We start from the raw sequence: 16,966 nt of genomic DNA on the forward strand, positions 1-16,966 counted from the left end.
ATCCTAAACCCATGTGCGGTGATTGTTTTTGGCTCTGGTAAATTGAATGCTGTTCTCTTTTGGTTAGTGTTTATTGGCTTTGGAGGTGTTTTGAATGGATTTTAAAGTTACGCCATGGGACGTTGAGGGTTTAGTAGACTACGACAAGCTAATAGTGGAATTTGGGACGACTCCATTAACGAACGAACTTTTAGAGAAAACCAAGGAACTTACGAAGAGTGAGCTTCCCCTCTACTTCAGGAGGAAGTTCTTTTTCTCCCACAGAGACTATAACTTGGTGCTCAAAGACTACGAAGAAGGCAAGGGCTTTTTCCTCTATACAGGAAGAGGTCCTTCGGGTCCTATGCACATAGGTCACATAATTCCTTTCTTCGCCACAAAGTGGCTCCAAGAGAAGTTTGGTGTTAACCTTTACGTTCAAATCACAGACGATGAGAAGTTCCTCTTCAAGCCTAAGCTCACATTTGAGGAGACCAAGAGGTGGGCTTACGAAAATATACTTGACATAATAGCGGTCGGCTTTGATCCAGATAAGACGTTCATCTTCCAAGACAGCGAATTCACGAAGATATATGAGATGGCCATCCCAATAGCCAAGAAAGTTAACTACTCAATGGCCAAAGCGGTCTTTGGCTTCACAGACCAGAGCAAAATTGGAATGATATTCTATCCCGCGATTCAAGCAGCACCAACGTTCTTTGAGAAGAGACGTTCATTGATACCAGCTGCAATAGATCAAGATCCCTATTGGAGGATTCAAAGGGATTTTGCCGAGAGTCTCGGCTATTATAAAGCCGCTGCCATCCACTCCAAATTCGTGCCTGGTTTAATGGGTGTGGAAGGAAAGATGAGTGCTTCAAAGCCAGAAACGGCTATTTATCTAACGGATACTCCAGAGGAAGCAGGAAAAAAGATTTGGAAGTACGCCTTAACAGGGGGTCAGCCCACCTTAAAGGAGCAGCGTGAAAAAGGAGGAAATCCAGACAAGTGTGTCGTCTTTAAGTGGCTCGAGATATTCTTTGAAAGTGATGACAAAGCACTAATTGAGCGCTACCATGCTTGTAAGGGCGGAGAGCTTTTATGCGGTCAGTGCAAACGCTATCTCATAGAAAGGGTTCAAAACTTCCTAAGGGAGCACCAAAAAAGGCGTGAAAAGGCCAAAGAGGAGATAGAGAAGTTCAAGTACACCGGCGAGCTCGCGCAGGAGCAGTGGAACAAATCCATTCCCGAGGCTTTGAGGGATTAATTTCCGGGCCTCTGCTCCCTTTTCGAAAACTTTTTATATTTGTGCACGTTTTATTCTTGCAGGGGGTAAAAATGAAGAAAGCCCCAATTCTGGCTCTCATGCTGATCGCTGTGGTTCTTGTGAGTGCCTGTTTGGGTGAAGGCAATACGCCGGCAAGTTCAACGACTTCAGTGACATCAAGCTCTCCAACAGAAAGTAGTATCACGTCCGTTACTTCCTCTTACATGGAAGGACATGAAGGATCTGTGGAGTTTCTCTATCCTGAAAAACCGAGAGCCTTTGAGATAACCATCGAACAGCTCTACACCCTTATCACCCAGAAATATCGCCCGTCTTACAGCATTGACGGGAATCTTAGCGTGAGCTTTGATGGTGAGCACTACGTTACCGGAAACTTCTCTTTTGTTGTGCGCAACGTCTCCAGACAGAACCCCCTCTTTGTCTTTGTTGCCTACCCTAACAATCGTCGTGTCCTTTGGCTTAACCTCACGATTGAAGATGTTTTAGTTAATCTCAGTAGGGCTCACTACTACGTGAGAACCCTTTCCGGAACAGGTTGGGCCTACCGGGTTTACTTCCTTAACTTCACGAGTTCTAAGGAGACTCTCCGCGGAAGGCTCGCTTATAAACTCGACTACGGTTACTTCGTCTCGAATGGAATAATCCAGTATATAATGAGCCCGATTACTCAGTGGTTCATTTCCCCACTGGACGATGTTTTGAATGTCACTTTGTATGTCCCGAATGGAAGTATGGTCTTTGTCCCCTACGAAGGTGTCTTTAACTCTTCAGTTAGCCTTGAGAACGTCAACTTCTCCCGCTCTAACTATATTTTCTTCATCGGTGGTCTCTACGTGAGAAAAGATCTCACTGCAAGCAACATAAGCGTTCATGTTTTCATTCCCAAAGCCTGTTATCGCGACCTCTACTGGCCCACGGCAGAGATGTACATCACTGGCACGCTGACCTACTATTACAAGTGGCTCAACGTGACGCTAGTGAATGATGTGTATATACTCCTTAGGCTTGGTTCGGTGGGGAGGGACTTCAAAGGGCTTACCTGGGGACGCTATGGCCTGATTGTTATCGACTGTGTTGGAGGAATGTCAAAGCTCGTCAATTCTGACATCAACATATTCTACCACGAACTCGCCCATCTCTGGTTCGGTGGTTACGCAAACTTCGGCAGACTGAATGAGGGATTTGCGACTTACCTTGAGTGGAGAATGCTTGATGTATTTGGCCACAGAAAATACTTCTTTCAAAAGGTGGAAGAGGAGGTTATTAGATATCACTCCCGGATAAACATAGCTAGTGCCCTCGATTTGCGTTCGAGGGGTTACTCTGACCCGGCTGTTACTGCGATGATCTACAACAAGGCGGCCTTCGCCTTTCGTTCGTTGGAACTGGTTATGGGCAGGGAAACCTTCGATCGTGCCCTTGAAGACCTGCTTAGAGATTGCCAAGGAACTTACTGTGATCTCACGACTGTTCAGGTAGTCTTCGAGAACGTCAGCGGTCAAGATCTTGGCTGGTTCTTTGAGGAGTGGTTCAACTCCACAAAGTTGCCAGACTACAAGATTGAAAACCTCACGCTGAGTAGCGAGAGCGGAAGCTACAGCCTCACGTTCACTATAACCGACACCAGCAACTTTATAATGCCTCTTGAGATAAGAACCGTCACAGAGGACGGCAGATTCATAGACAAAACTGTATGGGTTAACGGAAGCGCTGAAGTCAGCTTTAAGCTCGATGCCAAGCCTATGAGGATTATTCTCGACCCAAACGAATGGATGGTGAATGAGAACAAAGAATATGATGTGAATGGGATAAAGGTGATAGTTGAATGAGGAGGGTTTTGGTTCTCTTAACTCTCCTTCTTCTCTCCCCTCTCACTTCAGCCGGCTACTATGTAATCTTGGACGAAGATTTGGCCACTTTAGAACCTTACGCTCAGAAAATTGCCGACTTTCACAACGGCACTCTAATAGTCTCTGACTTCTCAAACCTGAGCTTTCTCCAAGACGGTGATTACGCTTTATTTGTAGTGGATTACTCAAAGTTCAGCGCTGATTTTGTCTATTCTCTTTATGACAGCCTCGATTTTGATGGAGATGGAATTTACAACCCTATCTTAGGTTTTTATCCCGTAAATAGTGAAGATGGATTCAAATCATGGGTTAAGAGCTTAACCTCCCCCATGTCCGGTGCGGCGCTCTTTGTCAGGAGGGATGGAATGAGTTATGGAGAGTATCTAACACGCTCTCAAAATGCATCTCTTATCTGGATATATGGGCACGGCGACCCTCTCGGTGTGGACTTAATCACATGGCGCTTTGATAGGGAGCACATGGGCAATCCAAAGGGAAAGGCATTTATTTTTGAGTCGTGCAGTGTTGGAGAAGTTTGGAAAACAGGCAAACCCTTAGTTTTGGACTTACTCGCGGGCGGCTCTTTGGCGGTAGTTGCTTCAACAGACATGGGTGGTGTATCATACCTACCACAAGAACTCTGGCTCTCAAATTACTCCCTCGGCAAGCTCGTCCAGATAAACAATGCCTACTTCATGAAGATTGGAGTTAGCCCAAAGGTGGTACTCTTTGGTGACCCCGCCCTAAAGTTTTCGAGTGAAAAGAGGTTTACAGAGGTTTCTATTTTAGAGGCAGGGATCTTTAAATATCTTTTTCCAGAAGTGAACGGTCATATTTATCTTCCTTCCGGTGAAAAGCCGGGCACTTTGGGAGGTATATTTCTGGCCGCAAAAATTTATTACGGTGTACTCAACCCTGTAAGCCTGTGGGACAGCATCGTGACCCAAGACGGGATATTTCCTCTCCTGCTCTTGGTTTACGCTCTAATACCTGCATTGAACTTCAAAAGGATAAGGCGTAGAGACGTAGCTTTGAGCCTAACAGCGTCTCTTGTTGTATTTATTCCTCTTGCTCTTATCTCTGAGGACGGGCCCTCTTCACTTCAAGTGTCTGCTAAGATAATTATTTTGTGGGCCCTTGCGCTTCTATCCTCTTTAACACTCCAAAAGATGCGCTATCTGTTCTTATTGCTCATGCTGCCATTTCTGATGGTGATATTTGCGGGCATTGCGGGGCTTGTGAGCCTGAGCTATGCCCTATTTGTCTCCCTAGTCTTTGTCATTGTGACGGTAATAGTTTCCGTGCTCCTCTATGTCCTAGTATTTGGGTTTGAAGCTGTGTCACGGGGTAAAAAAGCGTAGAATGCAATTTTCGGCTTTTTTGACTTTTCTCTGAAAATTCTTTCATGCCTCGATCCCCCCTTTTTGTCACCTGTGTACATGCGTGCAGATGGACGTTTGTTTTATTTCATTAAAGGCTTGTCTTTACATAGAGCAAGGCTTATTACCTCCGAAAAGCTTTCATGTTTCTGGAGGTGGTAAAATGGCGTTGAGTAGGAACGAGGCACTTGCGTTAGCAATAGGAACTCAAATCGGGGCTGGTGTTTTAGGTTTGCCCTATGCGGCGAGAAAAATAGGTCTAATCCCAAGCATAGGTGTCATGTTCATTGTCGCTCTCGTCATGTACGTAACTGCTCTCTTTGTCCTTGAGCTTTCAGCAAAGAACGGCGGAAAGCAGATGTCCACGTTAGCTAAGGAAATACTTGGCAGGCCTGGAGGAGTAATAATGTTTGCAAGCGTTTCTCTAATGAGCTATGGTGCTCTATTAGCTTATATCTCTGGTGGAGGAGGTGTTTTCGCGAACCTCTTTGGCATAAACGAGGAGATAGGTGCATTAATCTTTTGGGCCTTTGCGAGCCTCATAATTTATAGAGGATTGGAGATGTCAGGAAGGAGCGAGCTAATTTTGAGCGGTGTTTTAATGATTCTCTTCATGATAGTTGCAGCAATGGCCATACCCCACGCAAAGGTGGAAAATGCATTCTATATGGGGAGCGAAGGGCTCGTAACGCTCTTTGGAGTTGCTATATTTGCATTCGGATGCCACACAATAGTTCCAGACATCTACAAAGGGCTTGGGAACTATAGAGAGGCCAAAAAAGTGTTGCTCTTGGCTTTCTTAGTTCCCGCCATAATGTATTCACTCCTTAGTTCCCGCCATAATGTATTCACTCTTCGTGGCCTCATTCCTCTTAGTCTTTGGTGAGAATACTCCCCAAATAGCGACTCAAGCCCTCGAGCAGCTCTATGGAAGAACAGGAATGCTCATTGGAAGTTTAATCCCAATCTTTGCTATCCTAACGAGCTACATAGGCCTTGGCTTGGCTCAATTGGACAACATGGAAGAGTACTTAAAGATGAATAGAAAGCTCGCATGGGCCATAACAGTCCTTCCACCATTGGCACTCTACATGGGTGGAATTAGAGACTTCGTTGAGGTTTTAGGAGCTGCGGGAAGCACAGGCGATTTCATGGCCTTCATAATAATGCCTGTGGTACTTTACATAACTTATAAGCTTAGGCCTGCGTTCTTTAGGTAGAGAGAAGTGGAGGTCAGCTGAGGGCAAACCATTTATTCTTTCCTTCCTTTCTTCCTTTGGTGATGGCATGATACGCTTACCCTTTAGGGACGGTTTTTATGAACTCAGGCCGAGCAAGGTAATCTGTCTCGGAAGAAACTATGAGGAGCATGCTAAAGAGTTGGGTCATGAAGTGCCACAAGAGCCCGTAATTTTTTTAAAGCCACCTTCTTCGCTAATTGGGCCAGACAAGACCATTATACTCCCAAGAAAAAGCAAAGAGGTTCATCATGAGGTTGAATTAGCAGTAATCATTGGCAAGAGGGGCAAAAACATTCCAAAAACCAAAGCAATGGACTACGTTTTGGGCTACACAGTTTTTATGGACATAACTGCTCGAGACCTGCAGTGGGAAGCGAAGAAGAAAGGTCTTCCTTGGACTTTGGCTAAGGGTTTTGACACATTTGCCCCAATTGGACCTAGAATAGTGGATAAACGCGAAATAGATGTGAGCGATTTGGAGATTGGGCTAAAAGTTAACGGCGAGGTCAGGCAACTATCGAGGACGAGCAAGATGATTTTCAAAATCGACGAAATAATAAGCTACGTCTCGAGCATAATGACGCTTGAAAAAGGAGATATAATAGCAACGGGAACTCCTGAAGGCGTAGGTCCTCTTAGGCACGGCGATGTTGTGGAGGCCTGGATTGAGGGAATTGGCGTTTTAAAAGAGGAGGTGCTAAATGAGCGCTCCATTTTGTGCTAACTAATAACATAGAGGTGAACTCTCAAGCCGCCATGTCCGACCAAGCGGTGGTGCTCTACTTTAAAGCCGTTCTCTTCAAAAGCTTCCTCTATCGCTTTTTTCTCGGTAGTTAAGAATACCCCCCGCTTTTCCAAAACCTTTGAGAGCTCGGCGAAGAAGTCCATGTAGAGCTCTGGAATTAGGTTCTTGCGCCCAATTTTAAGGCCGTAGGGTAAATTGCTCAACGCAAAGTCAACACTCTCCACATATTTACTCAGCCTTGTCGCGTCGCCGTGGATGAACCTAATTTTGTCAAGAATCCCAGCAGCTAGGGCGTTCATTTCCGCTCCTTTCAAGTGCTTCATGTATTTATCGATTCCAATGATTGCCCCTTCATGCCCCTTAAGCGCGAGTTCAATTAGTATCGTTCCACTGCCGCACATAGGGTCAATCACTGAAGCGTTCTCATCAATCTCGGCAAGCTCAATCATTGCATTTGCTATAGAAGCTTTTAGATGCGCTGGGTGATCATAAACGCGCCAAGGCCTCTTGTGGAGCGAAGAATCCCCTGTAGTGTCAATTCCCAAGAAAAAGGCATCTCCCACGAGTTCAGCCCTAAAAATAACGCTTGGGTGGTTCAAGTTAACTTTGGGCGTTCCATACCTTGAAAGTCTATCATGGATTGCACTCCCAACACTTCTCGCAATATCAAGGCTCGTAAATTCATGCTCTCCTTTCCTAAAGCCTCTGACGGCAAAACTCTCGCTCACCTTAACATACTTCTCGATAGGAAGGTTGTAGACGAAATCATAAATCTCTTCGAGCGTTTTCAGCTTAGCTGAAGCGATATGAATAATAACTCTATGCAAAAGCCGTGATCTCTCGTTCAAAAGTGTCGCAACCTCGAGTGTCCGCTTCTTTCCTTTTTCATCGATATAAAAGCTTTCCTCTACCTCTGCCAACAATCTTCCTTCTACCTCGAGGGGCTTTTCCTTAACTGTGACTTTAACGCCCCTCTTCCTTAACAGTCCCTCGACCTCCTTTCTGGCGAGATCTTCAATACCTCTGGATGTCGTGAGCATGAGCTTCATGCTTCAGAATACCGGGTAAGGGGTTATAAGCTTTAGCTCAGAAAAGCTCACCGCTGATGAACTTTCTCGTTATCTCATTCTTTGGTTTCTCAAAGACTTCCTCTGTGTTTCCGACCTCCACAACTCTACCCCTGTGGATGTGGGCCACTCTGTGGGCCAGCCGCTTTGCCTGAAAGAGGTTGTGTGTGGAGAAGACTATCGTTGTCTCATTTTCCCTAACAATTTCCTTCACTATCTCCTCGATTATTGCCGAGTTTGTGGGGTCAAGGTTTGCCGTTGGCTCGTCCATGAGCAGTAGCTTGGGCTCAAGGACTATCGCTCTCGCTATGGCCACGCGCTGTTTTTCTCCGCCGGAGAGGGACTTTGCCTTCCGGTTTTCATAGCCCTCAAGCCCAACAAGCCTGAGGACGTCCCTCACCTTCTTTTCTATTTCCAATTTTGGGTATCCCCTTATCCTAAGCCCGTAGGCGACGTTCTTAAAGACCGTTGTGTTGAACATCACGGGTATCTGGAAGACCATGGTGATGCTCTTTCTGAGGCTGTCGTTCCAGTCAACCTCTTCCCCGTCAAAATAATACTCTCCGGAATCTGGCTTTTCCAGAAGTGCGAGAACTCTGAGAAGTGTGGTCTTTCCGGCCCCGCTGTGCCCCATTATGCAGAATATTTCGCCCCTCTCGATTTCCAGACTCACGTTATCGAGGGCCTTTGAGTTGTTATAGCTCTTTGTCAGTCCAACAACCTTAACGAAGCTCATGACAGCCACTTCCTGATGAGGTTTGAGAGAAGGTTCACCCCCAAGACTATGCCCATGAGGATTATTCCGAGGGCTATGGCTATGCTCATCTCAGCCCTCACTGTGTACATCTGGATTGCGGTCGTAAGGACGCGCGTGTTGTAGTAGCCTCCCCTTACGTAGATGTTTCCCCCTATCATCAGTGCTATTCCGAGTTCAGCAATAGCCCTGTTGAACCCGGCTATCACCGCGAGTATTATTCCTCCGGCACTCTCAAAGACCACTTGGAGGGACGCTCTTATCTCGTCCGCGCCGAGGGTCAGAGCGAGCTCCCTTATTTCCTCCTCAATGGTCTCCAGTGAGTTCACGACTATGCTTATGATTATGGGGGTTATGAGTAAAGCCTGCCCGAAGCTTATTCCCATCTCGGTGTAGAGGAGCCCTAGTCCCCCGAGAGGCCCCTTTGGCACAAGGAAAAGATAGAGTATCAAGCCCCAGATAACAGTAGGTACCCCCATAAGTCCGTTAACAAAGGTCTTAACAAGCCACTTTCCGCGGAAGTTTTTAAGGCCTATCAGCATGGAGAGGGGAAGTGACCATGCAACGGCCATTATTGTGGCTATCCCCGAGACCTTTATTGACCTAAGGGCTATCTCTACCACGTAAGGCTCGGTTATAAGCCCGAGGGCCTCTGAAAATCCCTGAAGTATGTAGTCCCATGCCATTCCGCGTCCTCCCAATAAATATGGGGGAAATAAAAATATTAACCCTCCACCACTGTAGCCGGGAACTCAAAGAAGTCGTATGCGGCGTTGTGGCGGAACTTTGATGGGCACTCCGTGTAGCTGTCCCCGTCCTTCATGAAGCCGTATTTGAGCATCCACTTAAAGACGTTTCCCTCCTTCTTCTCCAGCACGGGAATCGCGGGGTAAAAGAGGGCCCTTCCAAACTCCTTCTTTCCGTATTCAGCTATTGCTTTCTGTCCCTCTTCGGAGGTGAGCCACTTGGCCAGGAGCATTGCACCATCAAAGTCCTTGCTTTCAATCTTCTCGGGGTTTATTATGATTATGGCGTACACGTTTATGAGCTGCTCCCCTTTGTCAACGAGCACGTCCAGATCTATTTTGCCCTCTTTCTGATATTTGAGGTATGTTCCAATGTCCGAGAGGGTGTAGGCCTTTCTCTCGCTGGTGTAGAGGAGGGTGTTCCCCATTCCTGACCCTGTTGTTCCGAACCACTTCTCGTTCTTGAGCTCCTCAAAGTCAAAGCCTGCTGCTTTCCACAGGGCTATCTCCTTTGTATTGGTACCCGAACCGTCGTCCCTTGAGACCCACACGGGCTGGTCTGGGTGGGCTTTTCCATACTCCGCTATCTTCTTAAGGGCCTCGGTAACGCTCAATCCCCTGATTCCTGCCGGGTCGTCCTTTGGCCCGACGATTACGAAGAAGTTGTACGCGAAGACCTTTCTGTTGACCCCGTAACCTTCTTCCATAAACGCCTGCTCCTTGGAAAGCGCGTGGACTAAAATCGCATCACTTGCCCCGTTCTTTGCATCCATTATTGCTCCACCTGTCCCTTTAGGTATGAAACGCAGCTCGATGTTGTATTTTTCCTTAAACGCCGGTGCAACAATATTCTCTAGGATTCCAGTGTCGTACAAGCTTGTTGTCGTCGAAATTGTTAAGACTTTTGGCTTCTCGGAAGTGTCTGTCTCCTGAGGAGAGCTCCCAATGCACCCGAACGTCACGCCAATAATCAAAAGGACAGCAAAAACTGCAACCTTCTTATTCATAACGTGCTCACCTCTCACTAGGTGGGAAAAAAGATTTATAAACATTTTGTACAAATGTAAACGCTTTTATTTAACAACATCATCCCAGAATCGCCACCACTCCCTTCCACTTTCCTCCAAAGCACTCGCTCGCTATGACCTTCTTACCCGTAAGCTCCTCCAAAAGCTTTACTCCTCCGTGGCACTTCTTAAATCCTGTTGCAATACCCACAATGAACTCCTCTACCTCTCTAAAACCGACTTTCTTAACTTTACTCGGCTCCAATTCATTCTTAAACTTCCAAATGATTCTTCTTGGGTCGAGTAAAAGCTCCCTCTCTACTTCATCCAATATATCCTCGAAGTCGTATATGATATCGTCTTTTTTCCTCTCATCGCCCCCAAATAGGTTGAATCTTCCCGTTTGCCATTCTCTTAAGAAGTAGCGTGCTGTTTCCTCTAAATCTACTTCCCCACCTGTTCTTATTATGCCCTTTCTCCGCCCTATGCCTTCTAAAATCTCTTCTTCGCTCTTAAACTCCTTTATTCCATATCTCTCAGTTAGAGCTTCTTTTCTCGTCTCTAAAATTCTTCTAATGAGTTTTAATGCGGGCTTCACGGGGTTTTCTATCTTATCCGCTGGAAATCCCCCTCTAATAACGAGTTCGTCAAAGTCATCTATGGGCACGACACCGGGTGAATCTATTAACCAAATCTTTTTTGAGAGCTTTATGAGCTGCTTGCCCTTGGTGTAGCCGGGGATCGGTGCTGTCCCTACAGCTCTCTTCCCTTTTAGGACGTTTATTATTGTGCTTTTCCCGACGTTTGGGTAGCCCACCAATGCAACTTTCACTCTCTCCTCTTCTCCTTTTGGAAGTTTTTTAGCTAGTTTTTTAAGTTCTCTCCGCAGTATTCCTGTTCCGAGATGTTCTCTTGCACTTATGAAAACTATTGAGACATCTTTATGCTTTCTCTTGTACTCTTCCGCCCACGCCTTGGGCACTAAATCTGCTTTATTCATAACTATTAAGAGTTCTTTCCCGCTCTCTTTAACTAAGCGTTCCACTTTTTCGTTTCTCGTTCCAATAGGATCTCTCGCGTCAACAACTTCAATAACAATGTCAGCTTCATTTATTACTTCCTTTACTACTCCCCACGCTTTCTTCTGCTTCATCCCCATCACTCTCTCGCGTTATCTCAAATATCACAGTCCCACCTTCTGTGTATGGCGGCCCAGGATCGAGACATTGAACATAAGCTTTCTCTCCCGTTCCAAGCCCTATTTCGGGGGGATTAATACCTTTACGCAGTGCCACTATATATGGTAGCAGTGATGCAAAAGCATGAGTGCATACTGCATCGGTCTCTTTTAAAATGATTGTTGGACCTTTTATAACTATTTTATGCCCTACTTTAAAAACTGGGCATTTTCCTCTAATCTCTACTACCCTAATTATTAATTTTTCCACGATATTCACCGAAACTTAAATAAGGTTTGTAGGAGTATTAATAATTTAGGATTGGTACAAATATTTTTGATTTAGGGATAACTCTCATGGTGGTGCGTAACGTGTCTGAGAATATAGAAGAAAAAATTAAAAGGTTGAGGGAGCTAGGTAAAGCTGCCGCGGAACCTGAATCTTCAGCTCCCCCCTTAAAACCTACTAGGATACCTAAAAGGCCCCCTAAAAAGCCTTCTAGGATTGGGAGCCTGAGAGAGAGGGAGAGAAGAAAGAGAATTTTGATAGGAGCCGCAGTGGTTACTATAATCTTGTTGATATCTATTGCCGCTGCTTATATGTATATGCAAGGGAAGGCAGCTAGGGAGTTAGAGGCTGCTAAAAATGCTAAGCTTAATGAGGTTAATGCCTACTTCAAAGGAAATTTGAGTGATGACCCTGTGAAAAACCAATTGATTGTTAAGATTAAGGCTGCCCAAAGTATAGACGAGCTGGCTCAAATCGATGTAAAAGCTGCATATGAAGCTAGAGTTGCAGAAATCAAAAGAGAACAAGAATTGGAAGCTCAAAGAAAAGCACAGGAGGAGATTAATAAAGCCAAGAGTGAGAAGCTTGCTGAAGTGGAATTGGAATTTAGTCCCCTACTGAACCAGCCTTTACCAGAAGATTTGAAAAATGAAGTTATAACCACTTTAAACTCCTTAAAAGACAGTATAAATAAAGCTCAATCTAAAGAAGAGATAAGCGAAGTTGATCCTACTCCGTATCTTGTAGATCTTTGGAGGAAGTACTATTACTACATCATAGATTCTACTCCATCTCAAAAAGTTATCTTGAAAAGGAATGGAGAAAAGCGTATATACACAAAAGTCGAAGCAAAATATGAGATAAGCAAGATTACTGACTATAGTGAGCTTTTAAAGTACACAATTGAGAAAGCTGAGATGGTTAAAATTGCTCTGGTTCTTACGAGAGAAAGCGTTGTGGGCGGCTACCTCCAGCCGGGTGAGAAAATACAGGTGTTTGCAAAGAACACTAGTAATATATATATGAAAATCGTTGATGAGGGTTTTGTGGATCTTGTGCTCCTACCCACACAGGCCGGTACAATTTCTGTGAGCGAGGCTCAATCTGAGTCCAACGCCTATACGAGCCAGTCTACAACTAAGTACAGCCAGACCACCTCAGAGTCTACCACATACAAACCGGGAACATCAACTATATCAAATTCTCAATCGACAGAGGAGAATGAAGAGTATTCAAGTGGGCAGACATCTTCAGAATCCTCAAGTGCTTCATACAACTACAACGTAAATCTTGGGGAAATTCTAAAAGCCATTGCAGCTAATAAGATAGTAGCACCTGATGAAGTTAAGGAATCCTTGGATATGTATGGATGGAAGATTATGGAGCTAGAACAAGCAACGAAGATGTTGGCATTAGACCCAAGTACACCCGTGCTAGTGATAATAGAAGTTCCTTCAGAGTTTGTCTCAGATATACTTACCTACAAGGATAAGCTGTACATAGCAAAAGTGATTGGGTGAGGTGAGAAAAATGAAAAAACTTTCTTTCTTTTTTGTGTTTTTACTTCTCTCTCCATTTGTAGTTGCTGATGTATATCCTCTTCCTAATCCAGGGCAGTATAATAATATTGGTATTCAAGCTTATGTGCTGATGGATTTAAATGTAACTTTAATTAATAGAGGGCCTTTTGATAAGTTTGTTTTGGTCAATCCTGCTTATAATTACACTATAATGCGAGAAGAAGGAGACTCATTAGCAATAATTGGCTCTGTTGGGGATTCGATACTAATTGATTATAACTTAAGTAAAAACATGCTTAATTATTATCTAGGATTTTGGATGGAACCGTACGAAACAGTTAAGGTGAATATTAAAGCTGTTGAAGCTTGGCCAGTTAACTTAACTGTTGAAGACTATCAAAACTTTGCTGATATAGCTTATAGTAACCGTTCTGCTGGTTACTATAATAAAACTCCAGTATTTAGTGCTTTATTTCAAAGCCCCGAAGAGAGCATCTTCTATGAAACAATATATCCGCAGATAATCGTTTATCCACAAAAATACTACACGTTAGATAAAATCTTCAAAATTGATGCATACATAAATGTAGTTAAGTTTGAGGGGAAAATCACGCTAGTTTTGAAAAATGTTCCCAATGAGGATGGCAGTATCTTTAGAACGTACTTTGCCGTTGGAATGCCTGTAATATTTGAGGGTGCAAAGACCTATGACTTTACTCCAGACTACACAATGATGTTTAAAGAGTATATAAACGATTTCCTACCGGAATACTTCAATATGAAGCCGATTACTCAGAAAATGGATACAGAGCAGAAAAAACCCGCCCAAAAATTCAAAATGTATTCCTTAACTAACACTTTATTAGTTGGAAAAACGGTTAAGAATGAACCTCCACAAATTAAGCAAAGTTCTGTACCTTCTTTTGACTATCCCATATGGATCGTTTGGTTGGGAGGAGATAAAGTTGAAATAAGCTATCGTGTTAAATGGAATAACCGCGGGAAGGTGAGTCCTGTTGGAGGACAAAAAGAAAAAGAAATCTGGTTTATCTTGGATAGAAGAGATATTAGGTAGTGAGAATACTCCCTTAGACACGCTAATTAAAAGAGAGGAACCTAAAGTTAGTAAAGAGGAGCTCCCACCTAAACCCTCCAGCTTATTTGATATATTAAGCAGTGAAAAACCCGGCAAAGAGGAAGTATTATTAACTAAAAAAGCAAAAACTGATGTTTCAAAAGCAGGTCCTCCCCTACCCTCTCCCACTAAAAGGGGAGGCTTAAGTTTACAAGAACTATTGGGAAAGCCAGAGACTGAATCTTTTCAACTACCTTCTGCTACTACCGGTGAAGTTAAAGTATTGGATGCGTATGGAAACGTTCGTATTATCAGAATTAAAGGAGAGCCTGTACCTATTTATGAAATTCGGATTCCAGAACTAAGCAGCGAGGAACAAAGGCTCCTTAAAATGGCAAGGGATAGGGCCATTGTTGAGATCCAACTTGACCCTGAAAGTATTCCAAATGTGGAGGAAAGAAGAAGGATTTTTCTAAAGGCTGTAAGGGCCATGGTAAAAGAAATGGCTCCAACTTTCTCGGAGGGTAGAATAGAGGTTATTACCGAGCTTATTGTCCAAAACATGATTGGTTATGGGAGATTGGATCCACTAATTAGGGACGACAACCTTGAGGAAGTTATGGTAATTGGTACTAACAAACCTGTCTACGTGTGGCATAGAAGATTTAACATGTGTAAGACGAACATTGTTTTCAAGGATGATAAGGAGATATTAAACATAATAGAGCGTATTGCAAGGGAAATTGGAAGGAGAATTGACCAACAGAGCCCGCTTTTAGATGCCCGTTTACCAGATGGCTCTCGTGTTAACGCGACTATTCCCCCAATAAGCTTAGAGGGTCCCACAATAACAATTAGAAAATTCAAAAAAGATCCTTTGACGGTAATAGACCTTATAAAATACGGTACGCTGAACACGGATATAGCAGCTATGCTGTGGATAATGGTGGATGGGCTTGGAGTAAAGCCAGCAAACGTTTTGGTTTCTGGTGGAACTGGTTCGGGTAAAACTACACTCCTCAACTCCTTGGCAATGTTTATCCCACCAAGTGAAAGAGTTATAAGTATAGAGGATACGGCGGAGCTTCAACTTCCAATCGAGCACTGGGTAAGGCTTGAGACAAGACCTCCAAACATTGAAGGAAAGGGAGAAGTCACAATGGATGATCTAGTTAAGAACACTTTGCGTATGCGTCCCGATAGAATTATAGTGGGTGAGGTTAGAGGTCCCGAGGCAAGAACGATGTTTACAGCCATGAACACAGGGCATGACGGTTGTATGGGTACTATCCACGCAAACTCCGCAAGAGAGACCATCGTTAGGCTTGAAAGCCCACCGATGAACGTTCCTAGGATTATGATACCCGCGTTGGACATTATACTTATGCTAGTTAGATTCCACAGCAGAAAGAAGGGAACCATTAGAAGGATTACGGAGATTGCTGAAGTTTCTGGAATTGAGGGAGAAAGCGTCCAGTTAAACAAGCTCTACAAGTACGATCCTGCTAAAGATGAACTCGTTCCTACGGGCGTCCCAAGCAGGTTCATGAATATATTATCCCAGCACACAGGAATGACGCCACTTGAGCTTGAGATTGAAAAAGAGAAGAGAAAACTGGTTCTTGATTGGATGATTGAAAGAGGAATTAGGGACATAGAGGAAGTGGGCTATTACATAAAAGAGTTCTACATAAGTCCTGAAGACCTAATAAAGAAGATAGAGAGAGATAGTACTGTAGAGCTCGCTCAAAGGGCCCAAAAGTTAAGTTAGGGTGATCAAATGGGACTTGGCGATAAATTTATTCATTTTTTGGAGAAAATTGGAGAAAGGACTCTAGAAGTGAGTGAGACTAGGGTATTGCGGCGTATTCCAGAACGAGCCACTATACAAGAGAGGCTAAAGTTGCTTAAGCAAATGCAGAAGGAGGTAGAGAAGGAAAAAGAGAGCAAAGCTGAGAAGGAAATTGAAAAAATATTAGAGTGGAGAAAAACGGAAGTTCAAGAACCATTTAGTGCAAGACTTGCGGAGGGGCTTTTAAAGTACTTTAGAGGCCCTGTTGAGTCTCTTACCCAGTATATTAAGGGTCTTGACTATGATTTATACAGAGCTAATATTAGGACAACTCAGGAGAAATTTGTGGCCCAAATGATAGTTGTATCAATTGTAATGACTATTTTTGCATTTATTTTTGCCATATTAATGGAGATGCCGCTTGATATATCGATTTTAATTGGATTACTTGGTTTTATCTTTGGATTTCTGTACATGAGGAACTACCCAAAGCTTGTCTTTAGAGCTAGACTCTATGAAGTAGAAAAAGCTCTGCCTTATGTATTGAGGCACATGGCTTCTCTGCTGAGTGCTGGTGTTGGTATTGCTGAGGCTATGCTTTCCGTGTCGGTAGCAGATTATGGCCCAATTTCAGAGGAGTTTGAGCTTATTATAAGAGATATGCGCTCAGGTGCTTCTTTTGAGGATGCATTGACGAGATTTGAGCAAAAAATGGCTTCAGAGAGTGTAAGTAGAGTTGTCAAACAAATCCTTAGGGCAATTAAATTTGGTGGAAACCTCTCGGACATCCTATACAAACTTGCTGAAGACTTTTCCTTTGAATATCGGATGAAGCTTCTTGATTATGTTCAAAAAATAAATGGATTTGCATTTATTTACATGTTCTTGAGTGTTGTTATGCCTACCCTTTTCATCGTAGCAATAATGGCAGCTTCAGCGATGGCTAAAACACTAGTAATCCCAGTTCAAGGAATGGCAGTGCTCTTACTCTTTGGATTTCCCTCAATGTCTCTGCTCATGGTTATTATGATAAAGCGTAGGGAGCCAAGGTGATAGG

16 protein-coding genes are annotated in these 16,966 nt (G+C 43.9%); 10 read left to right on the top strand and 6 right to left on the bottom strand.

Features of this window, described 5'->3' with window-relative positions; all coding sequences use genetic code 11:
- Positions 1-94 precede the first annotated feature (94 nt).
- The 6 genes from PAP_RS00355 (at position 95) to PAP_RS00375 (ending at position 6,461) form a co-directional block, all read left to right on the top strand.
- Complete coding sequence (locus PAP_RS00355) at positions 95-1,246, top strand: tryptophan--tRNA ligase (protein ID WP_048163988.1); 1,152 nt, start codon at positions 95-97, stop codon at positions 1,244-1,246.
- 674 nt (positions 1,247-1,920) lie between these two features.
- Positions 1,921-3,096 (top strand): M1 family aminopeptidase, encoded by a 1,176-nt coding sequence (locus PAP_RS10070; RefSeq protein ID WP_144367971.1) that lies wholly within the window; start codon positions 1,921-1,923, stop codon positions 3,094-3,096.
- Positions 3,093-4,478: a hypothetical protein gene (locus tag PAP_RS00365; protein WP_048163990.1), complete on the top strand. Its 1,386-nt coding sequence runs from the start codon at positions 3,093-3,095 to the stop codon at positions 4,476-4,478. The genes PAP_RS10070 and PAP_RS00365 overlap by 4 nt, the downstream gene beginning before the upstream one ends.
- A 181-nt stretch (positions 4,479-4,659) precedes the next feature.
- The gene (locus tag PAP_RS00370; RefSeq protein ID WP_052649013.1) at positions 4,660-5,382 is read left to right on the top strand and encodes an aromatic amino acid transport family protein; all 723 of its coding nucleotides are present in this window, start codon (positions 4,660-4,662) and stop codon (positions 5,380-5,382) included.
- Positions 5,339-5,716: an aromatic amino acid transport family protein gene (locus PAP_RS10390; RefSeq protein ID WP_144367973.1), complete on the top strand. Its 378-nt coding sequence runs from the start codon at positions 5,339-5,341 to the stop codon at positions 5,714-5,716. The genes PAP_RS00370 and PAP_RS10390 overlap by 44 nt, the downstream gene beginning before the upstream one ends.
- 67 nt (positions 5,717-5,783) lie before the next feature.
- The gene (locus tag PAP_RS00375) at positions 5,784-6,461 is read left to right on the top strand and encodes a fumarylacetoacetate hydrolase family protein (protein ID WP_048163991.1); all 678 of its coding nucleotides are present in this window, start codon (positions 5,784-5,786) and stop codon (positions 6,459-6,461) included.
- Here the strand turns inward: PAP_RS00375 and trm14 are convergent.
- From trm14 to PAP_RS00405, 6 genes are all read right to left on the bottom strand, one after another.
- Positions 6,458-7,531 (bottom strand): tRNA (guanine(6)-N2)-methyltransferase, encoded by a 1,074-nt coding sequence (gene trm14, locus PAP_RS00380; protein WP_048163993.1) that lies wholly within the window; start codon positions 7,529-7,531, stop codon positions 6,458-6,460. The two genes, PAP_RS00375 and trm14, sit on opposite strands and share 4 nt — an antisense overlap.
- A gap of 37 nt (positions 7,532-7,568) precedes the next feature.
- A complete protein-coding gene (locus PAP_RS00385) occupies positions 7,569-8,285 on the bottom strand; it encodes an ABC transporter ATP-binding protein (RefSeq protein ID WP_048163994.1) in 717 nt (238 codons plus the stop codon).
- Positions 8,282-8,989, bottom strand: coding sequence for an ABC transporter permease (locus PAP_RS00390; RefSeq protein ID WP_048163995.1), 708 nt, complete (start codon positions 8,987-8,989; stop codon positions 8,282-8,284). Before PAP_RS00390 ends, PAP_RS00385 begins: the two co-directional genes overlap by 4 nt.
- A gap of 38 nt (positions 8,990-9,027) precedes the next feature.
- A complete protein-coding gene (locus tag PAP_RS00395; protein WP_236626995.1) occupies positions 9,028-10,074 on the bottom strand; it encodes a substrate-binding domain-containing protein in 1,047 nt (348 codons plus the stop codon).
- Positions 10,075-10,135: 61 nt separating this feature from the next.
- On the bottom strand, positions 10,136-11,209 hold the full coding sequence (locus PAP_RS00400; RefSeq protein WP_048163997.1) for a GTPase: 1,074 nt from the start codon (positions 11,207-11,209) through the stop codon (positions 10,136-10,138).
- Positions 11,163-11,504, bottom strand: coding sequence for a TIGR04076 family protein (locus tag PAP_RS00405; protein WP_048163999.1), 342 nt, complete (start codon positions 11,502-11,504; stop codon positions 11,163-11,165). The genes PAP_RS00400 and PAP_RS00405 overlap by 47 nt, the downstream gene beginning before the upstream one ends.
- A gap of 101 nt (positions 11,505-11,605) precedes the next feature.
- Between PAP_RS00405 and PAP_RS00410 the strand changes: the two genes are divergently transcribed.
- From PAP_RS00410 to PAP_RS00425, 4 genes are read left to right on the top strand one after another with little or no spacing between them, the layout of a single operon-like run.
- Positions 11,606-13,042, top strand: a complete 1,437-nt coding sequence (locus tag PAP_RS00410; RefSeq protein ID WP_048164000.1) for a DUF515 domain-containing protein — start codon at positions 11,606-11,608, stop codon at positions 13,040-13,042.
- A 10-nt stretch (positions 13,043-13,052) separates the two neighbouring features.
- Positions 13,053-14,117 (top strand): hypothetical protein, encoded by a 1,065-nt coding sequence (locus PAP_RS00415; RefSeq protein WP_048164002.1) that lies wholly within the window; start codon positions 13,053-13,055, stop codon positions 14,115-14,117.
- On the top strand, positions 14,056-15,888 hold the full coding sequence (locus tag PAP_RS00420; RefSeq protein ID WP_048164003.1) for a CpaF family protein: 1,833 nt from the start codon (positions 14,056-14,058) through the stop codon (positions 15,886-15,888). Before PAP_RS00415 ends, PAP_RS00420 begins: the two co-directional genes overlap by 62 nt.
- Positions 15,889-15,897: 9 nt before the next feature.
- Entirely contained in the window at positions 15,898-16,962 is a 1,065-nt protein-coding gene (locus PAP_RS00425; RefSeq protein ID WP_048164004.1) for a type II secretion system F family protein, read from the top strand.
- Positions 16,963-16,966: the final 4 nt, after the last annotated feature.

This window comes from Palaeococcus pacificus DY20341 (assembly GCF_000725425.1).
Taxonomy (GTDB): Archaea; Methanobacteriota_B; Thermococci; order Thermococcales; family Thermococcaceae; genus Palaeococcus; species Palaeococcus pacificus.

Excerpts from the sequence above, each read along its gene's own strand:
- PAP_RS00425 (WP_048164004.1), top strand. The coding sequence starts at position 15,898 with ATGGGACTTGGCGATAAATTTATTCATTTTTTGGAGAAAATTGGAGAA.
- trm14 (WP_048163993.1), bottom strand. The coding sequence starts at position 7,531 with ATGAAGCTCATGCTCACGACATCCAGAGGTATTGAAGATCTCGCCAGA.
- PAP_RS00370 (WP_052649013.1), top strand. The coding sequence starts at position 4,660 with ATGGCGTTGAGTAGGAACGAGGCACTTGCGTTAGCAATAGGAACTCAA.
- PAP_RS00365 (WP_048163990.1), top strand. The coding sequence starts at position 3,093 with ATGAGGAGGGTTTTGGTTCTCTTAACTCTCCTTCTTCTCTCCCCTCTC.
- PAP_RS00415 (WP_048164002.1), top strand. The coding sequence starts at position 13,053 with ATGAAAAAACTTTCTTTCTTTTTTGTGTTTTTACTTCTCTCTCCATTT.
- PAP_RS00385 (WP_048163994.1), bottom strand. The coding sequence starts at position 8,285 with ATGAGCTTCGTTAAGGTTGTTGGACTGACAAAGAGCTATAACAACTCA.
- PAP_RS00400 (WP_048163997.1), bottom strand. The coding sequence starts at position 11,209 with ATGAAGCAGAAGAAAGCGTGGGGAGTAGTAAAGGAAGTAATAAATGAA.
- PAP_RS10070 (WP_144367971.1), top strand. The coding sequence starts at position 1,921 with ATGAGCCCGATTACTCAGTGGTTCATTTCCCCACTGGACGATGTTTTG.
- PAP_RS10390 (WP_144367973.1), top strand. The coding sequence starts at position 5,339 with ATGTATTCACTCTTCGTGGCCTCATTCCTCTTAGTCTTTGGTGAGAAT.
- PAP_RS00375 (WP_048163991.1), top strand. The coding sequence starts at position 5,784 with ATGATACGCTTACCCTTTAGGGACGGTTTTTATGAACTCAGGCCGAGC.
- PAP_RS00355 (WP_048163988.1), top strand. The coding sequence starts at position 95 with ATGGATTTTAAAGTTACGCCATGGGACGTTGAGGGTTTAGTAGACTAC.
- PAP_RS00390 (WP_048163995.1), bottom strand. The coding sequence starts at position 8,989 with ATGGCATGGGACTACATACTTCAGGGATTTTCAGAGGCCCTCGGGCTT.